The sequence below is a fragment of the Rossellomorea sp. ABR4_004 genome (assembly GCF_056159585.1).
Map to the genome: position 1 here is coordinate 261820 of NZ_JBSWVM010000002.1, position 22308 is coordinate 284127.

Annotated in this window: 17 protein-coding genes; 7 read left to right on the forward strand and 10 right to left on the reverse strand. The window is 40.6% G+C overall.

What is annotated here, in order from left to right; translation table 11 throughout:
- Nucleotides 1-56: 56 nt before the first annotated feature.
- Nucleotides 57-1322: a GTPase HflX gene (hflX, locus tag ACXAF2_RS14200; protein WP_475139572.1), complete on the reverse strand. Its 1266-nt coding sequence runs from the start codon at nt 1320-1322 to the stop codon at nt 57-59.
- A 461-nt stretch (nt 1323-1783) separates the two neighbouring features.
- A complete protein-coding gene (locus ACXAF2_RS14205) occupies nt 1784-2686 on the reverse strand; it encodes a CBO0543 family protein (RefSeq protein ID WP_475139574.1) in 903 nt (300 codons plus the stop codon).
- Nucleotides 2687-2787: 101 nt separating this feature from the next.
- On the opposite strand from ACXAF2_RS14205, the gene ACXAF2_RS14210 reads away from it, so the two are divergent.
- The gene (locus ACXAF2_RS14210; RefSeq protein WP_475139576.1) at nt 2788-3807 is read left to right on the forward strand and encodes a DUF3231 family protein; all 1020 of its coding nucleotides are present in this window, start codon (nt 2788-2790) and stop codon (nt 3805-3807) included.
- A 106-nt stretch (nt 3808-3913) separates the two neighbouring features.
- On the opposite strand, the gene ACXAF2_RS14215 is transcribed toward ACXAF2_RS14210, so the two are convergent.
- Genes ACXAF2_RS14215 through ACXAF2_RS14230 form a run of 4 tightly spaced genes read right to left on the reverse strand, consistent with a single transcriptional unit; the run spans nt 3914 to nt 6924 of the window.
- On the reverse strand, nt 3914-4849 hold the full coding sequence (locus tag ACXAF2_RS14215; RefSeq protein ID WP_475139578.1) for a hypothetical protein: 936 nt from the start codon (nt 4847-4849) through the stop codon (nt 3914-3916).
- Nucleotides 4846-5940, reverse strand: a complete 1095-nt coding sequence (locus ACXAF2_RS14220) for a hypothetical protein (protein WP_475139580.1) — start codon at nt 5938-5940, stop codon at nt 4846-4848. Before ACXAF2_RS14220 ends, ACXAF2_RS14215 begins: the two co-directional genes overlap by 4 nt.
- Before the next feature lies 1 nt (nt 5941).
- Entirely contained in the window at nt 5942-6397 is a 456-nt protein-coding gene (locus tag ACXAF2_RS14225; RefSeq protein ID WP_475139581.1) for a hypothetical protein, read from the reverse strand.
- Complete coding sequence (locus ACXAF2_RS14230; protein WP_475140404.1) at nt 6394-6924, reverse strand: sigma-70 family RNA polymerase sigma factor; 531 nt, start codon at nt 6922-6924, stop codon at nt 6394-6396. The genes ACXAF2_RS14225 and ACXAF2_RS14230 overlap by 4 nt, the downstream gene beginning before the upstream one ends.
- Nucleotides 6925-7476: 552 nt before the next feature.
- Here ACXAF2_RS14230 and ACXAF2_RS14235 point away from each other — a divergent pair.
- Nucleotides 7477-7902, forward strand: a complete 426-nt coding sequence (locus tag ACXAF2_RS14235; RefSeq protein ID WP_475139583.1) for a hypothetical protein — start codon at nt 7477-7479, stop codon at nt 7900-7902.
- A gap of 152 nt (nt 7903-8054) precedes the next feature.
- Here the strand turns inward: ACXAF2_RS14235 and ACXAF2_RS14240 are convergent, their stop codons facing one another.
- From ACXAF2_RS14240 to ACXAF2_RS14255, 4 genes are all read right to left on the reverse strand, one after another.
- Nucleotides 8055-9623, reverse strand: coding sequence for a hypothetical protein (locus tag ACXAF2_RS14240; RefSeq protein WP_475139585.1), 1569 nt, complete (start codon nt 9621-9623; stop codon nt 8055-8057).
- Nucleotides 9624-9870: 247 nt separating this feature from the next.
- Nucleotides 9871-10953, reverse strand: coding sequence for a glycosyltransferase (locus ACXAF2_RS14245; protein WP_475139587.1), 1083 nt, complete (start codon nt 10951-10953; stop codon nt 9871-9873).
- A 284-nt stretch (nt 10954-11237) separates the two neighbouring features.
- Nucleotides 11238-14564, reverse strand: coding sequence for a GH36-type glycosyl hydrolase domain-containing protein (locus tag ACXAF2_RS14250; protein ID WP_475139589.1), 3327 nt, complete (start codon nt 14562-14564; stop codon nt 11238-11240).
- A 19-nt stretch (nt 14565-14583) separates the two neighbouring features.
- On the reverse strand, nt 14584-16749 hold the full coding sequence (locus ACXAF2_RS14255; protein ID WP_475139591.1) for a glycoside hydrolase family 3 N-terminal domain-containing protein: 2166 nt from the start codon (nt 16747-16749) through the stop codon (nt 14584-14586).
- Nucleotides 16750-17125: 376 nt separating this feature from the next.
- On the opposite strand from ACXAF2_RS14255, the gene ACXAF2_RS14260 reads away from it, so the two are divergent.
- From ACXAF2_RS14260 to ACXAF2_RS14280, 5 genes are all read left to right on the forward strand, one after another.
- The gene (locus ACXAF2_RS14260) at nt 17126-18361 is read left to right on the forward strand and encodes a sugar ABC transporter substrate-binding protein (RefSeq protein WP_475139593.1); all 1236 of its coding nucleotides are present in this window, start codon (nt 17126-17128) and stop codon (nt 18359-18361) included.
- Between the two features lie 147 nt (nt 18362-18508).
- The gene (locus ACXAF2_RS14265; RefSeq protein WP_148967978.1) at nt 18509-19408 is read left to right on the forward strand and encodes a carbohydrate ABC transporter permease; all 900 of its coding nucleotides are present in this window, start codon (nt 18509-18511) and stop codon (nt 19406-19408) included.
- 33 nt (nt 19409-19441) lie between these two features.
- Nucleotides 19442-20272 (forward strand): carbohydrate ABC transporter permease, encoded by an 831-nt coding sequence (locus ACXAF2_RS14270; protein WP_113971086.1) that lies wholly within the window; start codon nt 19442-19444, stop codon nt 20270-20272.
- Nucleotides 20273-20384: 112 nt separating this feature from the next.
- Nucleotides 20385-21377, forward strand: a complete 993-nt coding sequence (locus tag ACXAF2_RS14275; RefSeq protein WP_475139595.1) for a LacI family DNA-binding transcriptional regulator — start codon at nt 20385-20387, stop codon at nt 21375-21377.
- 296 nt (nt 21378-21673) lie between these two features.
- Nucleotides 21674-22249, forward strand: a complete 576-nt coding sequence (locus ACXAF2_RS14280; RefSeq protein ID WP_475139597.1) for a TetR/AcrR family transcriptional regulator — start codon at nt 21674-21676, stop codon at nt 22247-22249.
- The last annotated feature ends 59 nt before the right edge of the window (nt 22250-22308 follow it).

Below are 22308 nucleotides of genomic sequence, written 5' to 3' on the forward strand. Positions count from 1 at the left end.
TAGTGTTTAAAATAAAAACAGGACCTTTTGATTAGAAAAGGTCCTGTTTTTCCTGGTTATTCCTGAATGACATACTGTTGATACTTTTCAAAGTCACTTACCTTACACTCAAGAATCATTTTCGTCCCAGTTTCTTCATATTCTGTTTCCAATACATTCGATTGTTCATTGAAATAAGAAATCAAATGTCCTTTATCAAATGGAATCAGCATTTGACAGCGTTTATAGTCTTTAAAAATATAACTTCTCACCACTTGAAGCAGTTCGTCGATTCCAATTCTATTTTTTGCAGAAAAATAAATGCGGTCCTTTTCCACTCTGGGTAAATCTTCTTCCATGAGTTCAGCTTTGTTAAACGCGTAGATGACTGGTGTATCGCCTATTCCAAGGTCTTCTAATGTTTTATCGGTCACCTTCATCAATTTCTCGTAATGAGGATCGGAATAATCCACAACGTGAATGATGAGATCAGCCTCCACTACCTCTTCAAGAGTCGAACGGAACGCCTTTACCAATTGATGGGGCAATTTGTTAACGAATCCAACCGTATCCGTCAGCAGAAAAGCTTTGTTATCAGGCAGAGTGATATTTCGCACCGATGTTTCAAGTGTCGCAAACAACATATCCTTTTCAAACACTTGCTTGTTCTCGTTTGGATGGAATTTTTCTACGAAAGCATTCATCGTCGTAGACTTCCCGGCATTTGTGTATCCGACAAGGGATACGACCGGTATCTCACTCTTTCGACGCTGCTTACGCTGTGTACTTCGCAAGTCTACAAGGGAATCCAGCTCTTTATTCAACGCTGTGATTTTCTCTTCGATCTTACGTCGATCAAGCTCAAGCTTCGTTTCACCCGCGCCACGGTTCGCAAGTCCCGAGCCGCCACCTTGACGCCCCAGTGACTCACGCCGTCCGATAAGACGCGGAAGCATGTATTGCAGCTGAGCTACCTCTACTTGAAGTTGCGCTTCCCGGGTTTTCGCACGTTCTGCGAAGATATCGAGAATCAACATCGTCCGGTCCATTACCCGAATATCGAGCTTCTCCTCCAGTACACGAATTTGCGAAGGAGACAGCTCATCATTCGAAATGAGTACCTCCGCTTCCCACTCTTCAATAAGTGGCAGGAGCTCCTCAATCTTCCCCTTACCAATATAATGAACATGATTTGGCCGGGGCAGGTTTTGTGTCAGTTCACCGACAACATCAATATGCCTCGCTTCTGCCAATCCATTTAACTCAAGCATCGAATATTCGAAGTCATTATTCTTATCCTTTGTATTAACGCCTATGGCGATTGCTTTTAAACGTTCTTCCATTCCTTCGTCACTTCCTATCTTTTAGTGGGTACAGAAAAAAACACAGGCCTCTGCCTGTGCTTTTCGTAAATGGATTTGAATAAACCGGTGACGGGTGAAGAAGACCGCATTTTCTTCAAGGCTTTTTTTACAAAAGACCCCTATAGTAACACTCGGCAAGTATTCAATTCTATTTTTAAAAAGAAGAAAGAGGAGCCATGTAGCATCCCTTCCTCCATTCAACGTCAAATGAAGAATTCCTTTAAAAATAGTCAGACCGATCCCATTTACCCTGCACACAGGCAGAGCCTTTGAACATATTCAATTAAGCGTTCAAATTGCGGATGCGTAGTCTAATTAAAATCAAAAGGAAAACCTCCATTTCTCATAAATTATAATCATCTTACCACAAACAGCTGTGGATGGGAAGATATGGTTTGAGGGACGGACCTTCAACACGTATAATTCGAGCAAAAGCTAGTTTAGAGGTCCGTCCCTCTCTTCATATATCGGAAAAGCCGCAGGTTCAGCCAGGACAGAAGGAGGATGACGGCAAATTGAGCAATGGAGAGTGAGATGTCCCAGTTATTGGTGTGAAAGAGATTCAGCGCTGCTGCGCATTGTTGAATCACACTCAAGACCGCAATCCAAACAAGGTATCTCCATAGGGTAGGATAATTCGCTTGTCTGCTCAGAAAAACCAAAAGTGGAACACATAAAAATATCAACCGATAGAAGAAATCAAACGGATGTACGTCTTTCACAACATAATAATAAAACTCATATCTCCCCTTCAATACCGCGTCTATAAACAAAGTCATATATAAGATAAAGAATATGCTTCTATACCATTCCAGAGGCGTCAAGTGAAAGAGCGTCTTCTTGATACCCAATAATTTATCAACGAGTCGAAGGTTATATAACAAAGTCATATATAAGATTGGATAAATAGGAACGGAGTATATTAGTCTCCAGCCACTGTACTGAAAGAAGCTAGAATAGTGAGCGGCCACAAACTCATAACATAATGCAAAGATTGTCCACCCCAGTATGTACATCCCCTTGATGATTAAATTCTTCTTTGCAGGAAAAAAAGCTAAAAACAGGATATTAATAGCTGGATAAATGCCAATTGCACCTACAAAATCAATCCAGTCCACCCCTGCTTCGAAATAGGAATATAACTTGAACCTTCCACCCAAAATGGAATCTGCAAATAAAGCTAAATAAACCGAAAATATAGAGGTGACGTACATCTCGATGACCAAAAGCCTTTTTCTTACGATATAAACTAAACCATTCAGGGCAAAGATTGTTATCCACATCAATAGCATAAACATCATCCCAGACATTCTTATAATGTCTTCATTATTCACATAACTCATGGGAATGTATTCTAAAAACCACCAATACCACCACCATAAATAATTCTATAAAGACAAACCATACTAATGAATACATTTACTGAACAGTAGGAGGCATATACATGTCAGTTCATCCCAAAACAAATCTAACCTCAGCTGAAATGGCCACTCTTTGGTCCACCTATCAAAGTGACTCTTTGGCCCTTTGTGTATTTGAATATTTTATTGCAAAAAATAAGGATCCCGATACAGCATCCATTCTTCGTTTAGCTCAAGAAAAATCTGAGCAGCATATTGAATTCATCTCAACCATTTTTAAAGAGGAACGAATCCCTATACCTATTGGATTTTCAAAGGAAAAGGACGTGTTTCCGGATGCCCCAGCCATTTATGGCGACACCTTTTTCTTAATGTATCTTCGACAAATGGCAAAGGTTGGGATGATTACCTATAGCGGAGCCGTTTCCTTGACCGTTCGAGAAGACATCCTTGAATTCTTCCAACAAGCCCTTCAATTTTCTAGTAACCTCTACAAAAAAACAACGGAAACTGGAAAAGAAAAAGGTATTTTAGTCAGGCCTCCATATATTGATTATCCTGAAAAGGTTGAGTTTATCAAAGAAAAATCTTATATGAGTTCCAGCCTGAATCCCTTTGTCAATAGACGGCCACTAAATGCAATTGAAATCTCACATCTATTCCTTAACACGGAAACCAATTTACTCGGGAGCATGATTGCTACAAGCTTCGCCCAAATGGCGCAATCAAAAGAAGTACGAAAATTCATGACCAGGACACAGGAAATTGCTCAAAAGCACCTAAATATCTTCAGTGATTCCTTCATCAATAACGATATGCAGGCTCCTATGTCTTGGGATACCAATGTCAAAGGTTCAACTACCCCTGCTTTCTCAGATAAATTGATGATGTTCCACACCACCCTGATAAGCAATGCCGGGATGGGAAACTATGGTACAGCAGCAGCGGCAAGTATGAGAGTTGACTTGGTATCCAGTTACTTCAGACTCATACTCGAGGTCGCGGAATTAGGCAAAAGTGGTGCAGACATCATGATCGATAACGGTTGGCTGGAAGAACCACCACAGTCTGCCGATCGAAAGAAGTTGGCGGAAGATAAGTGATGAGGTCCGTCCCTCATCACATTAGTCCCTAAAGAAAAAAACTCCAAATCATCTCTATCCCACTTGATTTCCAAGCGGAATGATGGGAGATTTGGAGGTCCGTCCCTCAGTTCTTGATCGATACATTTACTTGATCGGAATAGGAAATAGTGATGGGGTACTGACCGCTTCCTAGCTTGAGGGTGGCGGATTTGTTTGGAATTTCTTCGTTGTTTACGTCAGTGTCGGATACAGCGGTTTGTTCTGTATATTGCCATTTAACGTACTCCCCTTGAATGTCCCCTACGTTTTCGGCATTGATGGTCAGGTCCTCCGATGAAGCGAGAACCAGATTGACCCTCGCTGAGCTTGATACTTCCCATGAGCTTGAAATGGTCCTTGGCTTTAATGTGACTTCATTGTAGTCGCTGGAGATTTCCAAAGACTTGGATGCCGGGATGACGAGTGTCGCTTTCAAGTCCCTTCCTGATTGCATCCAGCCATTGGAGTCGGGAAGACTTTTCAATGTGATATACAGTGTGTCTCCTTTTTGTGCCGTCATCAGGTAATCTTCCGGAATTGAAAGTGACGGTTTACCTCCTGTGAAGGACGAACGGTACGTACCAAACACACTCACTTCTTTATCTGTAACGGTCTCAACCGTTATTGGATAATGACTGGAATCAACGACGATCCGTTTCACTTCATCACCTACCTGATGGTTATAAGAAGGTAGATCCTCTGTACTCACTTCAGAATCAAAGAAAGTTTGCAACTCATCTATCAATCCTGTCGCCTGTAACACCGTAAATCCGATTCCCACCGTTCCTATGACAGCCACAAATATAATACTAAGGAAATCATATTTTAATATTGGCTTCTCCTGCTTTGATAAGAATAAGTACACTAGGATTTCTGCCCCTAACACAATCAGCAGTATAGGCCACCAACCTGCCAGCACATAGGCTGAATCCCATTTTAAAAGTTGTGATAGGAGTAAAAAGACCCCTAAAAAGAGCAGGGATGCCCCCATTGATATGGATCCGACTCTCCAAGTTCTCATTCTGATACCTCCTCTTTTGAATGGGCTCTTTTACTTCCGGCAACCAATTTGATTCCTCCCCCAATCAGGAGAAGACAGACAATTCCCGGCTGGATATAGCTATACATCACATGATACAAATCAATGCCGTACGTCTCTAAAAACGGTAATGATAAGGGCATAAGGATGTTCGTAGCCAAATAATAAACCCCAAGCACCATCAATCCGATTCCCACCCACTTCTGCTGATTGATTAAGTAAGACACAATCGGCGTATCTTCTAAAGGTTCCTTTCCGTGTTTAGAAGCACGTTGCAATCCATCAAAGAAGCTGTAGAACCAGATGATCGGAACTAAGAATAGAAAAATCCCTAACCGAAGTACGTCTAATATATAAATAGAGAATAAGAACACCGCCATAAGCTGAATGCCCCGACGCTGATAACCAAGATACAGATGCCCCGCTCCCGGAAACATCGATAAAAATGTGGCGAATGCCTTACTCTTTCTACCGCCTTCATGCTGGGCTTCCAGGTCTTCCAAGACAGACCGATCAGTCAGCACTTCACCTGCCTGCTTTTTATTCAGCAGTTGCATCGTATCGAAGAAATTGTATACCCATACGACAGGCAGAACGATCAAGAATACCATAAACTCCCCTCTCCCCGTCATCGCTGTTACAAACAGAATCATCGCAGCCACTCCGAGGAACGTTGCCAGAAATGTGACACCACGGTTCATCAATCCCAGTTGAAAATGACCAAGCCCTGGTATCATGGATAGGATGATGGTATAGAAGCGTTCCGTGCTCAGCTGCCCAGAATCACTTTCTACCACCGGTTCTCGTGAAGTTTCATTCGCTTTCAACATTCTTGATGCCACAAGTGCCGTATTAACGATGCTGATAAGATATAATAAGAACGCAAACCCAATGGTGATAAAAGCAAAACCATCCCAGTTCAACACTTGCGCTCCAACGAATGCAACGGGAAATGACGCCATCAATACGAGTATAAACAAGCCCCCTCTAAAAACCTTACCTAAGTACATCAATCCCACACCGGGTATAAAAGCCAACAAAAACGCAATGATCGGATTCTTCTTTTTATCCATCTTACTCTGCCTCCTGTTCTTCAATTTTTTCAACACTATCCAGTAAAGCCGTTGTTTTATTTAAAATATTTTCTGTAAAGGAAGGCTGCTGGTTTCGTTCAAATTCAGTCGTGATTTTCGTTAGTTCACCAAAAATACCAGATGCCATCAAAATCAACGTCATCGCCGTAGCCAGCACATAATGAAACACCTTTTCCTCATACCAATGTTTCTTCACTGGATTCATCACTGGTTTCCTCTCAACCGGAATTCGGTCCATCACCTCATCTGTATAGAGTGTATAGAGGGACGGACCTTCAATGGAAGGAAGCTCGTCTTGAACGATTTCGATTGCTTCCATATAAAGACTCATGCATTGATCGCAACTATATAAATGCTCCTCGTATTTGGTTCGATTATTATCATTCATTTCATCTCTGGCGTAATGCTTCCACTCTTCCAATGCAATATGACTCATATGAAATCCTCCTCCTTCCAGTGCTTCCGCATCCAAAGTCTTGCCCGGTACAGCTTTGTTTCAATCGTCTTCACCTGCACATGCTGTTCATTTGCAAGCTGCTGATAGGACTTTTCTTTTATGTAGAATCCTTCAATCACTTCTCTGTAAGATTCGGGAACTTCTTCTAAATGCCTCAACACAAGCTGCTTTTGTTCATTTTTTAATAATCGTCTCTCTACAGCATCCCTGGACTCTCTCTCAGGGAGGTCGTCGACGAGATCTTCCTTCTGTCTTGCCTGCCTTCGCTTACAATCAATGGCATGGTTCACCGCGATTCTTGTCATCCAAGTCTTGAACCCTTGATTCTCGTACTGAGGGAGAGAGGAATAAATCTTCATCCACGCTTCCTGTGATGCATCTTCCGCATCTTTCTGATTTCTCAGAACGCCGTAAATGCATTTAAAAACATACTGCTTATGCATTTCGATCAACATCCGAAAAGCATGCTCACTCCCATTCTTCGCCTTTTCAATTAGCGGATCCACCAACCTCTCTCCCCCTTTCTTGTGGTCTCATATTAATAGACGAAAGAAAATGGTGATTCCCTACAGTTTTTTTGAAAATATTTTTTGTTTGGGGTGGTGCCTGGTGCGTTTGATAGAATTCGTAGCGGATCATGCCTCTTAACTTCACTGTTTGGGTTTCGCCGTTAAATCTATCTCTCATCGACTCAACAGGAGATTATATGAACCAGGTTGCGGATCGATATCTCCTCTTGAATGCACGTTCTCTGATATATTGAAAATTCCGCTGATAAACCGGTCGATTTCCCTGTTATAATGACAAGGACCAGAATTTCGCTCCCTCTTACTAATCGAAACAATACGAATTTTGTCGATTATTTGTTGGATTACGATAAAAAGGTCCAGCATCACAACTTTATCCAATTTATTGCGTTTAAAATATATAAAAATTTATCTCTACCATCCCCCTGCCACCCCATCCAGAAAATCACCCCTATTTACCACCTAACAAAAAATCCACATTCCTGATATACTCGTAAAGTACTTATCTTCATAAAAAAGTGAGTGAATATGATGAAAGAAGGAATTATCTTACTAGTGGAGATCATTAACAATCTCCACGACATGTTGATTGGCATAACGAGTGAGCTAGGTTTCACCCTTACGGATAAAGATCTGCACTTTTGGATTATGGGGACCATCGGAATCTTCGTGTTCTTTTTTGTATACATTGTGTCTAAGATTCTATCAAAGCTTAAGTTCGGGATCACCGCACTAGCTTTCTTCTATACATTGACTTTCATGTTTGTGTTGGTCTTTGCAATTGAAATTCAGCAGGCAATCACAAATCGGGGGCAGATGGAGTTCATTGATGCCATCATCGGATTGTGGGGATACATTGCTTTTTTCCTGATATATATTGGGGTCGCAGCTGTGATTCTAGTTATCAAGTACTTCTATCAAAACATTAATAAAAATAAGACTGTAGGAAGGGACTAGGGTCTTTATTAAGTCCGTTCGCATTTCCATAAAGGATGTCTTAGCACTCTTACCAAAATTCATCGCCAAGTCCTATGAGCACAATATATTCAATTTAAGTGAATACAAAAAAGACTATGAACCTTGTATTCAAGGAACATAGTCTTTTTTTATTAAATAGGAGTAAACGTCCACTCATCTTCTGTGTAATGAACCTTATAAACTCCCTCTGAATTTTCAACGTTTATAAACTTTGATAGCCATTCATTCATTGCTTGATCAGAATCCAATACGATTAAATAGTCAGATTTTCTAAGATTTTTGAAAAAAGTTTCCTTTTCATCCTCAGAGTTTAATCCATTAATAATGGAATAATTTTTTGATAGCTGTTCATACGAAACGATATATTTCAAGTAGCCCCTATCATCTTTACTCTTTGGACTATAATATGTCACATCTGGATCAACTATCCCAGTCGAATCAATCTTGTTGAATTGGCTCTTTACTTCCCACCTGATTGTTGTAATCGTTTCCGGTTTCTCCGTAATGACTTTCAAATTCCCGTAAAACGGGTAAAGAAAGAGACTTCCGATCAGCAGAAAGGTAACAGCCTTTAACATCGTTTGGTTGTTTATTGCGTGCTTCCACTCGTAGATGATGGCTGCCATGAGTATACCTGCGCAATAAATGATGATCGTGGATTGATACCTGCCGAAACCTGCTATTCTTGCCGCTTCAAATTCAGGCATTAAGTACACATACATAAAATATAGTGACAACATATAAAGAATATAAAATCCATTTGTAATCAAAATAGAGAACAACAGTGGTTTTGAAATCTTTTTCCTGAATTTATAAACAAAAATAAACATTAAGAAGGCGATGAGATTCAGAATAACCATAGCTTTAAAGTTGTTGGAGTCTAAATTGGTTGAGGCCTTCCATAACATGGGACCGATATTATCCATGAACTCCTTAGACTTTTCATTATTCGTCACCTTACTGGGTGTCACGGCAAACTTATTGGCTCCATAGCCTGTTTGGTACGCTTTAATAGTGTATTTCAACCATAAATAGTTTAGAAAAACCGGAATACCGATCAGAAATAATAGAGCCCTGTATATAACCTTTCTTTCATCCTTCGTGATGCGCTTCTTATGTAAGGAATAGTAATAAATAAAGCTCAGAATAAGTATAACATTGAAAGCCAAAAAGATTTTACCACTATCTTTTAACAACAGTAATAGGATCAAGATTGGGGTATTGACGATCAATTGCTTTTTCCAATCATCTTTATAATAATAAGCTACAAGAATACTTGCTAAAGCCGCCAACCCTAAAACGATATCTACCAGAAGATTATAAAAACTCCCCCAATTGACCAGCAACAAAGAAAAAGCGGCTACTGCAATCAAAAGAATGACTTCAGGTCTTTTCCATTCACTAAAATAGAACATCGTGGTTATGCATGCAATGACTAGAAAAGCCTGAGCCATTAAAGCGTAACTTTCATGATTGCCTAGTACTTCTAATATATAATAAATAAACACCGCACTGCCTGGAGGATAGTTTTGAAACGTGACGATCGTTGAACTGTCGGGCAGACCATCGATCAATGCCATTTCCCTTACAATTAATCCCCAATGGCTGAAATTATCATAGTGAGTCAAGATAAGCCCTTTTAAGTAAATCATCATACCAAGTAACGAAAGGGAAAATAGAACGATACTTGGTTGAAACAATTTTTTCACCTGGTATTTTCCCTTGATAAATAAAATCAGATAAACAACAAAGAGAAGAAGCCCCGAGAAGTAAATGATATTTACTACTAGAGGCATAATATTAATTAAACCTGCGCAAAACACAACTGTAGTGATGGATGAGAAGATAAAAATAGGAATAAAAGCAATATGTACTTTTAACCTATAATAAGAGACTAGCCCCCATCCGCTAAAAGAAGCGAATAGGAATAAAAACGAAAAGATACTGTTATTCATTGTTCAACAACTCTCGACGACCCACTTCATTTTTAAAGACCCATTCTCTTTGAATCACAAAGCTGACCAGGAACAAAAGTGAATCCACAATGATTTTGATGACTACCTCTCCAGAACTTACAGCTGAATAAATATAGTGTACCCCTAATGCCGAAATACCCATCTGCACGATACTAAGTGCATAGTACTTTACGATGGTATTCGAAGAACTTGACTTAAACACTACGTTTCTATTAATCATAAAATTAATAAACGAGGATAAAACTCTTGCCAGCACAGTTGATACGATAATAAAAGAATCAGGAAGTACTTCTTTTAGCATGAACGAAAAGATGGTAAACAAGATAATGTCCACACCAAACGATGCAAAAGAAGAGGCAATAAACTTCAGAAAAACTGAATAGATTTTGATAGAGTCCTTGATGGGATTAAAGTGAGAAGATTTATTTTCTTCAATATATATAGTCTTAATCTTCACTTCCTCAATCTTATAATTCTTCTTCTTACATTCTAGCAACATGTTCATCTCGTACTCATAACGTTCGCCTTTAACGTCTAGTAGATCTTCTACAAATAAGGTAGGAATCCCCCTCAAACCAGTCTGAGTATCAGAAACCTTAATACCACTGGCAAATTTCACAACTACTTTTGTCAGGTTATTACCGAAACGGCTTCTAAATGGAATATTTTCTTCCGAAAAGTTTCTCGACCCTAATACTAAACTAGTTGGACTTTCCTTTAATTTAGCAGCAACCTTTTTCATATCTTCCAATGTGTGTTGTCCATCAGAATCTATGGTAATGAGGCCCATCGAATCATGATAATTTTCATGAAAATATGTAAAAGCCGTCTTTAATGCTCGGCCTTTTCCTTGATTTACACCATGGTGTAAAACCACACACTCTCCGATTTCCTCTAACTCTTTAAAAATACTGGAACACTCTTTCTTACTTCCATCATTTACAATAATAACTCGAGAAAAATGAGCGGAAACTATTTCATTCACCAAAGTTTTCAATTTTTCATCAGGGTTATAGGCAGGAATAATGATGGCAATATCATTTATGGATTGCATTATATCTCCCCCTAAAAATTTCAATCTATGTAACTATATCTAAACTACCTGGAAAACACAATAATATATCACATTTTTTACAAAAACTACATATTTTTTTAGAGTGGATGCTCCCTCTACCGCTCATTGGTCTTTCACAAAAATCCACATACGATTATTGGTTTTAGGAAACACTGACATCTTACTGAGAATATGCTACCTGTATCTACTCTCCCCATTTTCCTAAATCTCCTTATAATGGATAAAAGGAGCAACCCCTAAATGGTTGCCCCTTTACAAATCCCCTAAATATACACTTCAATTCGATTACATCCCTCACTCAAAAGTCTCTCAAGAACCTCTCGCTTTATCCTCATACCACCCGTACGATATCGATTAGAAATCTCTTCTATCTCCACTTTTTCACCATTAACGACAATACGCGTACTCTCTTCTCCCATGTGATAAGTGAATGTCACTGGATGATTCATAAATTTAAAATCAAAGGTCAATCCGTCAAATTTCTCTGGTAAAACGGGATCGATGATGAGATCCTTTGCTTCTTGGCGGATTCCAAGGCAGTTGGATATTAATTGGTTCATGTAGATTCCAGGTCCGCTTGAGTAGATTCTCCAGCCGCCTTTTACCGGTACGGTCCCTGCGCGCAGCTCGTTGAACCGTTCTTGCGCCTCGTATCGAGTATTGAATTTACCGTCGGAGCTGCTGAAGTATGCGTTACTTTGTCTTCTTTCAGCGTTTGGAACGACTTCAGTCAACCCGACCGGATTGATGATTTCAAGTCCCTTCCACACTTCCTCCGTATTTCCGAGCTTCGCCATCGCTTCAACAAAGCGAATATGAGCGTGAACGTATTGCAGTCCGATTTCCCGACCGAAATTGGCTGCTTGCTCTGCTCGTTTGAAATGAGTGCTTACTCCACCTTCGTAGTTTGCAGGGCGGTTCATCAATCGGACCCCGTCTGGGCAATAGAGATGTTCCTTCACCAATTTGTAGTGGGATTCTGCTTGTTCCCTTGTGAATAATTCAGAAATGATACTGCGGTTCATCGGCAGCAGTCGATACTCGATTCCCGTTTTCGTGTCCGTCGGGTGAAGCATCAATTCTGCATGTGCCGGATCTTCCATGTACACGAAGCCTGGTATCACATCATTTTGTAAAATATAGCGATTATAATCATTCTGTATCCCTGAAGCAAGTGCTTTGAATTCCGAAGCTTCTTCATCCCGGACTCCCTCAAGTACGTTAGACAATTGATTCAATACCTGATAGGTTAAGGCTACTGTCCAGCTGCTCGCCATGAATTTTTTCAGCTGGGAGTTTGCCGGTTGAAGGGTATCATCCCAGTCACCATCGCCGTATGACGAAAGGAATGTGTCATGCAAGAAATGTTCTTTAATGTAGGCGATTTCTTTATGAATATGATGTAATAGTGTCGCCTTTCCTTCCGATAAATCAAAGCCATCCCGGTTCGTATAAGGAATTTCTTCCTCCAGAATACTGTAATCATTGGTTGCAGCGATATAGTCACCGACAACTTTTAACGGCCAAACGATGATATCTCCATGACTATCATCTTGCTGGATCTTGAAGTAACGGTCAAACATGAACCATTGCGGCCAATTACCGTTGTCTTCATATTGATGGGAATAGACGGTTTTGATGATATCTTTCACACTTTGGTAGTTGTGAGTGGCCATGAAGTACTCTGTCGGGCCCTGGCACACATCGCGGGTTCCCCATGCCGCTCCGCCGTATTGTTCAAGTCCATGTGGTACGGAAAAGTGAACAAGCATGTTGTGAGTGTACCACCATGATAAGGAATTGACTTTGGCCAGTTCACTTGGAATCTCCCCATGTTGAGAAAGCTTGAACCCATTCATCACTTGATGATAGTACTCTCGATAGCGCTCAATTTCAACGGTCATATCAGACTTTTCGAATTCTCTATCTTCCCCGTGAAGAAGTCCTTGAATGGTCATGGTCCATTCTGATGTCGCGGTTAAGTCGAGTACACAAAGTGATGCACTTCCGGATGGGACGTTCTTACCGAATCTTTCCTCTTTCCCCATACCCACGACAGCCCCATCGACCTTTATTTTGTAACACAGGTCAGGGTAGGTTTGGCTGCTTTCGGATTGAGAATCAGCAGAAACGTAGAGAATATCACCCTTTTTTTCAAGTTTATAAGGGACTTCATATTCATTGTTGTTCATTGTAATCTGATTCGAAACAAGAAAGCGGTACTGTTTTCCATTGTCAGATCGTACGTTCAGTCGGACTTCAGGGGAATCAACCGACGTATAATTTGTGATGATGATCGTGTCATCCTGTGTCTTGTAATACCAGCGCGCATAGTTGAAGCCTAATTCAAACATGGAAGGCATGGTTAATAAACGATACACTCCTTCATCCTCAACATAAATGCGCTGACCGGACGTTTTCATGACGTTCAAATGATTCCGGGTATTCGTTAACAACTTGTTAAACGATGTATTTCCAATCACGAGTTGGGAGTTGAATACTCCGTACATGAAGGAAGTGGTTGTGATGGTCCCTTCCTTCAGCTCATGATTTCCCCCAGACATGAGGAGGTGTCCATGAGGACGTTCAACAACCAATTCTTTTTCTTTTAACACGACATGTTCGTGAGTGGCTGTAAAGAAGGATAGTAATTGATCTCCATCCCATTCTTCCGTATGACGCTCAGTAAATAGACCGTCAATTTCTTCTTTGGACATTACTTCCGTTTGAAGGGGTTCGCCAATCTCAGGTGATAGAATCACTTTCTCGAGAGGAGCACTGAAATTCTCATTAAGCTTCTGTACTCCATTCCATGCATGTTCCACTTCTTGTTGGTATTCTAACGTCGTGATCGCTTCAGAATGGTTTTCTCTGAATAGACCGTAGAAGACAAAATGTTCTTGTCCTGTTAATCGGACCTTCTCCGTTTGCAGTGCCGTAAAAGCAAATTCATATTGATAGACCTCGTTCGCCAATGAAGGCTGCGTCAAGATCTCCGGTTGGTTTGTTTCCTTGTAGGATAAGCCGAAAAATTGGAACCCGTCCGTCGAGTAGCCAACCGTCTTTCCGATGGACCCTTGCTGGATATATGGAAAGCCATTGGATTGTGGTTGATTTTGACGGGAACAGACGACAAATCCTTTATCATCTTCAAATACTTTGTGATCCACGTATTGGGACATATAAGCTTCATTTGAGCGGACGCCGCCTTTATCTGCCAATCCTACATCCTGACCATAAATGACATCGATCTCGGCGTCCCGACCATCTATCATCACATCCCAGAACCAAACTCCTGTTTGTGTCAAAGTAAAGGTAACTTCGTATTGAAGGGTCTTATGGTTCCCTGACCACTTCACCTGCGTTTCTGAAAATCGCACCTCACTCGTTGATTGAACACCGATTAATGGAACAATTTCAATTTCGGATGATTGATAGATTCGTAAATAAAGATTGTTTAACGAGCCATCGATGGGATTCGTCAATAATTGATTGATCATGGTAGATGCATGGTTTATTTCAAAAAGATCACCGCTATTTAAAAAGGTGAATTGAAGATCACCGGATGTAAGCTTATGTTTAGTATTCATTCTGTTCCCCTCATTTCGTCTATTTTACTAATGTAAAGGATTGCTCCATACCTTCTTTGCTATTTGGGCCTGCATAGGCAATAAAAGTCCCCGGGTCACTGTCAAATTGTAAATCTGAATGATGATAACGAAGCTGTGGTTCCGATAGAGTAAAGGTAACCTGCTTCGACTCTTCCGGTTCCAGCACAATTTTTTGGAAGTCCTTAAGTTCTTTTAATGGCCGAATCACTTCCCCGCTCACATCCCGCACATAAAGCTGAACGACTTCCTCGCCTCTCATAGATCCGGTGTTTGTTACGGTAACCGAAACGGTAATCGGCTGATTTGGTGTCATTACAGATTCAGTAATCGTCATGTCGCTATACGAAAATGAGGTATAACTTAAACCGAAACCAAACGGTAGAAGGGGATCATTCGGAATATCCAGGTATTGTGAAACATAACGGACCTGGGCATCCGGTGCTCCCTTTGGTCTTCCGGTATTGAAGTGATTATAGTAAACCGGTACCTGTCCTACACTATATGGGAAGGACATGGTCAGTCGTCCGGAAGGATTTTCATCTCCGAATAAGAGGTCGGCCACCGCTGCCCCGCCTTCCGTTCCAGGATACCAGGCTTCAAGTACCGCATCGACCTGGTCGATGACCCCATGTAAATCCAGTGGTCTGCCATTAAATAGAATGGCCACCATCGGTTTATTTAATTTTTTCAATCGCGAAACAAGTTCCAGCTGAGCATCAGGTAGTTTAATATTCGCTCTGCACCCTGCCTCCCCGCTCATTTCAGAATCCTCCCCAAGTGCCAGAACGATGATATCTGCTTCTTCCGCCACTCTCTCTGCCTCAAGCAATTGCTCTTCAGAAACCGATTCAATTTTAGATCCTTTAGCAATCGTAAGGTGAGAAGATTCCACTTTCATCTTCATTCCATCCATTAATGTCACGGCATCTTCTTTGGATCCTAACCATGACCAAGGCCCAAGGATGTCATTGTTTTGAGCAAAAGGTCCAATGAGGGAAATTTTCTGATTGCGCTTTAAAGGTAAAACGCTCTCATTTTTTAGTAGAACACAAGACTTTGCTGCTAGTTTACGAGCTGCCACACGGTGTTCAGAACTCAACACCACTTCTTTTTCAAGCAATTCATTTGCACCTCGGTAAGGATTTTCGAATAATCCTAACTTTTGTTTAAGCTCTAAAATGCGCAAAACGCCCTCGTCGATGATGGATTCATCTACTGCTTTTTCTTCCACCAGCGTTTTTAAGTATTTCACATACGTCGAGGTCATCATTTCGATATCGACACCAGCTGTGATTGCTTTAAGGGCAGCTTCCTTCTCATTCTCTGCCACACCATGGGGAATCATTTCTTTCACTGCTCCCCAATCCGATATAAGAACTCCATTGAATTCCATTTCTTCTCGAAGTATGGATCGCATAAGCTTTTTATTTCCTGTAGCCGGTATCCCAAACACTGTATTAAAAGCGGTCATGACCATTTCACAGCCTTCATCAAGAGCCGCTTTGTATGCCGGTAAATAGGTTTCCCTGAGTTCCCTTTCCGACATATCAACCGTGTTATAATCACGTCCGCCTTCAGCTGCACCATAGGCGGCAAAGTGTTTGACACAAGCTGCCACACGGTTATGGTCGTGAGTTAGATCCTTCCCTTGAAACCCTCTCACAAATGCTCTGGCAAATTGGGTGTTTAAAAAGGAATCTTCACCTGTAGACTCCATCACTCTTCCCCAGCGAGGATCGCGAACGAGATCCACCATTGGGGCAAACGTTACATGGACTCCTGATACCGATGCTTCTTTTGCAGCAATTTCCGCACTCTCTTCCGCTAGCTCCAGGTCCCACGAGCATCCGATCCCAAGCGGTACCGGGAAGATCGTTTTGAAACCGTGTACAATATCAGACATGACTAATAAAGGAATGCCCAGTCTGTTTTCTTCCATATGAATGCGTTGAATGTTCATAACGTTCCTTGCACCAGAAGCTCCCAATACGGATCCACTATTTCGGACAACTTCCTCGTCGATCCCCATGTCGACCATCGGGCCGGTAATTTCACCTTGATCGCTTGCCCCTTTAAAAAAAGGAGTAGCGAGCTGGGTAAGCTGAGCAATTTTTTCATCCAATGTCATTTGGTCAAGTAATGCTGTCAGTTTATTTTCATTCATAAGTAGACCCTCCAATTGGGTTTTTCATTTTGGTTCTTTCAAATTATTGAAACGTTTCGATTAACAATTGAAGAAAAGTATAAAGGTAAATGGTTGGTCAGTCAACTATAGAATCTAACTCTACTATTTTCCTAAAAACCTTGTTATAACAACAAATTACATAAGTTACACATAGGTATAATATGGAATGAAACTTAAAATTATAGTATTTTTCAGAAAAGTGTTGAAAGCGGATACACCTTTGATTATAATATAGTCATCGAAACGTTTCAATAACACCTGGCAAGATATTTTCCATTACAAGAAAATAACTCTTACCACCTCTGATTCAATTTTTTTAATAGGGTTTCAATCTAATAGAAATGGAGATGAAGGTATGAAAAAGAAAACATGGTCTTTCTTTATGATTTGTCTACTGGCGCTATCTACTGTATTAGCAGGCTGTGGCGGTGGAAGCGATTCTGAAGATGGGAAGAAAACGATCACTGTCTGGGCAATGGGTGAAGAAGGTAAGAAGCTTAGTAAACTTGCTGAAGAATTTGAAAAAGAAAACACGGATATCAAAGTAAAGGTACAAGCAATTCCTTGGGAAACAGCTCATGACAAACTATTAACAGCTGTTGCTTCAAAAAATGGACCTGATGTCCTTCAACTGGGAACAACCTGGGTTCCGGAGTTTGCAGACGCAGGAGCGTTGCTTGATCTGACTCCATATTTAGAAGATTACCCGGATTTTAAACCTGAGAATTATTTCGCAGGTTCTGCGGACTCTATGACTTATGATGATCAGGTGGTCGGGATTCCTTGGTATATCGATACTCGTGTTTTATACTACCGAACTGACCTGTTAAAAGAAGCAGGATACGATCAAGCTCCTGCTACTTGGGATGAAATGAAAGATGCAGCGAAGAAGTTAAACGACAGAGGCGATGATGTATACGGTCTTGATATCGACCGTAACGATCAAATCACACCGTTTATCTTTGCATGGCAAAATGGATATGAATTTGAAGGTAAAGATAAGATGAATTTCGATAGTCCGGAATTTAAAGAAGCGATGGAATACTATACAAGCTACTTTAAAGAAGGAATCAGCCCTACGACTGAAGGAATGGATATTGTCCAAGCGTTTAAAGATGGCGTGAAACCAATGTTCTTTAGTGGTCCATGGATGATCAATATCATTAATGACCAGGCGCCGGATCTTAAGGATAAATGGTCAGTGGCCGTTATGCCGAAGAAAGAAAGAAATACATCAAGCATGGGTGGAGCGAATTTCTCTATCTTCCATAATTCAGAGAATGTAGACGAGTCCCTTAAATTCATCTCCTATGTGAATGAAGTGGATACACAAATGGAATGGCTGGAAATGTCGAATACGCTTCCATCAAGAAAAGAAGCATGGGAAGAGCCTAAATTAAAGGACGATCCACTATTATCTGTGTTCGGGGAACAACTGAAATCGACTAAAGCTTCTCCACAAATCAAAGAGTTTGAAAAGATCGCACAGGAATTCCTTTCCACTATTGAGAGAGTAACCGTTGGCGACGCTGACTTAAACAAAGAACTAGAACAGTTTAATAAAAAAGCACAAGAAATGGTAGAAGAATAAATCGAAAATAAATGAAACAAACGCTTCTATTAGGAAGTTATAGTAAGGTACATTTGGAGTTACAGGCATATGGATCACACCTTTGCCTGAGCTCCATTTTTAGCAAGCTGACCTTTACGAAGCGTAGTTTGAGTTAGGTGGGATATCATGGGCAATGGATTCAAATTCAGTAAAAACAATAAACATCCATATGTGTTTATAGCTCCTGCGGTTATCATATTGACTGTCTTTAGTATCATTCCGATTATAGTAGCGTTCTTTATTAGCTTTACAGACCTTGACTTAAAAGGATTGGCTGATTGGTCCAACATCAGTTTCATCGGACTTGAGAATTATTCAAAGCTGATAACGGATGATTTATTTCATAAGTCGATCATTAATACGTTGTTTTATGTTGTCATCGGCGTTCCCCTTGTCATTATATTCTCTTTGGGAATCGCCTTATTGCTGAACTACGGAACAAGCTCGTTGTTCAAAGTATTTCGGGGCGTATACTACATGCCTTCCATCACAAATATCATTGCCGTCGCAGTTATTTGGGGATTTCTTTACAATACAGAGTACGGATTGTTCAACTACCTATTATCACTATTGGATGTGGATAAAATTCCTTGGTTAGGAGAGCCAACGATTGCGAAACTATCGTTGATTGTTTTAGCTGTATGGAAGGGAATCGGAATCAATATGATCATATTCCTTGCTGCCTTGCAAGGAATACCGAAATCCTATTACGAGGCTGCTGAAATGGATGGTGCCAATCGATTGCAGGTACTTTTCAATGTCACGATCCCTTTATTGCGGTATGCAACATTCTTCGTGACGATCACCACCCTGATTGGCTGGTTGCAATTCTTCGAAGAACCATTTGTCATGACCAATGGCGGTCCATTGGACGGTACGATATCAATGGCATTATTCATCTACAAAAAAGGCTTCCAATTCAGTGAATTTGGTTATGCCGCAGCAGGTTCCTTTATTCTATTTATCTTTATCATTTTGATTACTCTTTTCCAATTCAAGCTTAGAAAATCTGATACAGAATATTAAGTCTGAAAATTTATTAGTATCGGGGCTGAAACAATGAAAGCAAATACAATGAAACGAAAAACCGAAAAAACGCTGGTTGCCTTACTCATGATTCTTGGTGGAATCCTGGTTTCCATTCCTTTCATATGGATGATTTCAAGCTCATTCAAACCTGAAAGTGAAGTACTGCAAATCCCACCTACCCTGTTCCCAGAGAATCCTACATTGGAGAACTACCTTAACTTATTTGAAAGCATGAACTTTGGTGTGTATCTGAGAAATACCCTTGTGATCGTCTTATTTTCCTTCTTAGGATTATTCTTTAATGCAATGGCTGGTTATGGATTTGCAAAGTTTCATTTTAAAGGGAAAGAAAAGATCTTTTATATCGTGCTTGCAACCATGATGATTCCTGCACAAGTCACGATGATTCCCGTTTACCTAATCTTGAACGAGATGGGATTGACCAATACGATGGCCGGGATCATCCTCCCAGGGCTTGCAGCAGCATTCAGTATCTTCTTATTCAGACAGTTTATGACCACGATTCCAACTGATTTGCTTGAAGCAGCCCGCCTTGATGGGGCTGGGGAATTCTATATCTTCTTTAAATTAATCGTTCCCATCGCAAAGCCGATCTTTGCTGTACAGGGAATCCTGACGTTTATCGGAGCATGGAACAGCTTCTTATGGCCCTTGATCATTGCCAATGATGAAAGCCTCTATACCCTTTCAGTAGGACTATCCCTCCTACAAGGGCAATATGCGAATAACTTTGGTCTTCAAATGGCTGGTGCAGCATTCATGGTCGTACCGATTATCATCATCTTCTCTTTCTTCCAAAAATATATCGTCGAAGGCTTTACGATGTCGGGGATTAAATAATGGTGGGGAGAAGTGTAACTTCTTTACTATAAATGTATAATGGATTTAACCATATAGCAGGATACAGAGATGAACAACCGCTATTCATATAGCAATCATAGGATGTGAATAAATGGCAACAATCAAAGATGTAGCAAAGCTTTCAGGAGTAGCCGTTTCAACGGCCTCCTACGCTTTAAATAACAGCACAAAAGTAAGCGAAGAAACCCGAAAGAAGGTATTGGATGCAGCAAAACAATTGAACTATCAAAAGAACGGACTTGCATCCGATTTAAAACGGACCAGCACGAATACCATCGCTTTGATTCTAAGTGATTTATCAGGTCCGTATTATTCTGAATTAATCAAAGGCGTCCAGGATGTGACGTCTACTAATGGATATGATCTCATAGCCTGCAGTTCAATTGGCGGTGCCCAATCTACGGCTATTAAATTTTTGAAAGAAAAACGGGTCGATGGGGTTATCATTCTAGCCCATAACATAACAGACGAAACAATATTGGAATCCACTCGTGAAGGATTCCCAATCGTGGTGTTGGACCGAGATATTAAACATGACCATGTTCTCCAGGTGGAAGTCGACAATGTCGAGGGTGGATTTCAGGCTACGGAACATCTGATTAGGAAAGGTCACCGGAATATTGCTTATATTAGCGGTCCATATAACTCTCATGATAACGAACTTCGTTTCCAAGGATTTAAGCAAGCCTTGGAGAAACATGATATTCCTTATCGCTCCAAATGGAAAACATCAGGTGGATTTACACGGGAAGGCGGATATAAAGCAACGAAAATGCTCATTGCCCAACAGGATATTCCCGAAGCGATCTTTTTTGCCAATGATGAAATGGCCATTGGCGGGTTACAAGCTCTATCCGAGAAAAATATCCGGGTGCCCGAAGACATCTCCATTATCGGGTTTGATGATATTCAACTGGCAGAGTACGTATCTCCCCCATTGACCACCATGAGACAGCCCAAATACGAAGCCGGCGCACTGGCTGTTCATCTTATCTTTCAGAAGCTAGCTAAAGAGGAAGTCGATCCTTATTATAAGCTGACGACTGAATTAGTGGAGCGGAGATCGGTTAAGGACATAAAGTAGACTTGAAGAGAAGCAAATCCGTAAAGATGGGTTTGCTTTTTTTCGTTATCTTCAGGAACCGGCTCTAAAAGCTTCCGTACCCTTCTTATTGCAAATCACACTTCTAATGTCACCTGTACAAATACACATTCCAACTCCCCTCTTAAAGTGACTCATACTAGAACCTCCTCCACATCCGTTAACAAAACCTTCACAAATATTGGGTACATTGTGTGATTGAGATGGAATTTTACTGGGTATACAATAAATAGGAATGAATATTCATTCCGTATTTAACCATGAAAGGCTGAATCCTTATGGCAACTGCAGTTAATAAACGAGATAGCATTATATCAAGCGCGTTGGTACTCTTTGCTGAGCGTGGATATGATGCGACTACGATTCCAATGATTGCGACATCGGCAGGAGTCGGAGCCGGTACCATCTATCGTTACTTTGAAAATAAAGAAGTGCTTGGCAACACGCTCTTTCAAGAGTATGTAAGAATATTTACAGAAACTCTTGAGAATGATTTCCCTTATGATGAAACCATTCGGGATCAATTTCATCATATATTTAAAGCCATGATTCTATTCACGACAAAACAAAGCCAAGCACTTTATTTTATTAAAACACATAGCAGCGCCCACTTTTTAGACAAAGCAAGTCATGATAGCTTTCTAGGTCTCCTGGATATCCTAAAGAATTTCTTTGATTCAGGAAAAGAGAAAAAAGAAATCAAGGAACTTCCTTCCTCCGCTTTGATCGCCATCGTTTACGGAGCGTTTCTTGAGCTTCAACGATTGGTTCGCATCGGGGAGCTGGAACCGGAAGCAAAACTATTGGAAGATGTAGAAGAAAGTATGTGGGACGCTGTACGGTTACATGTATGAGAAACAAATGGTTTCTCATGCATCAAACGGAATGAACGTTCATTCCGTTATAAATCTTT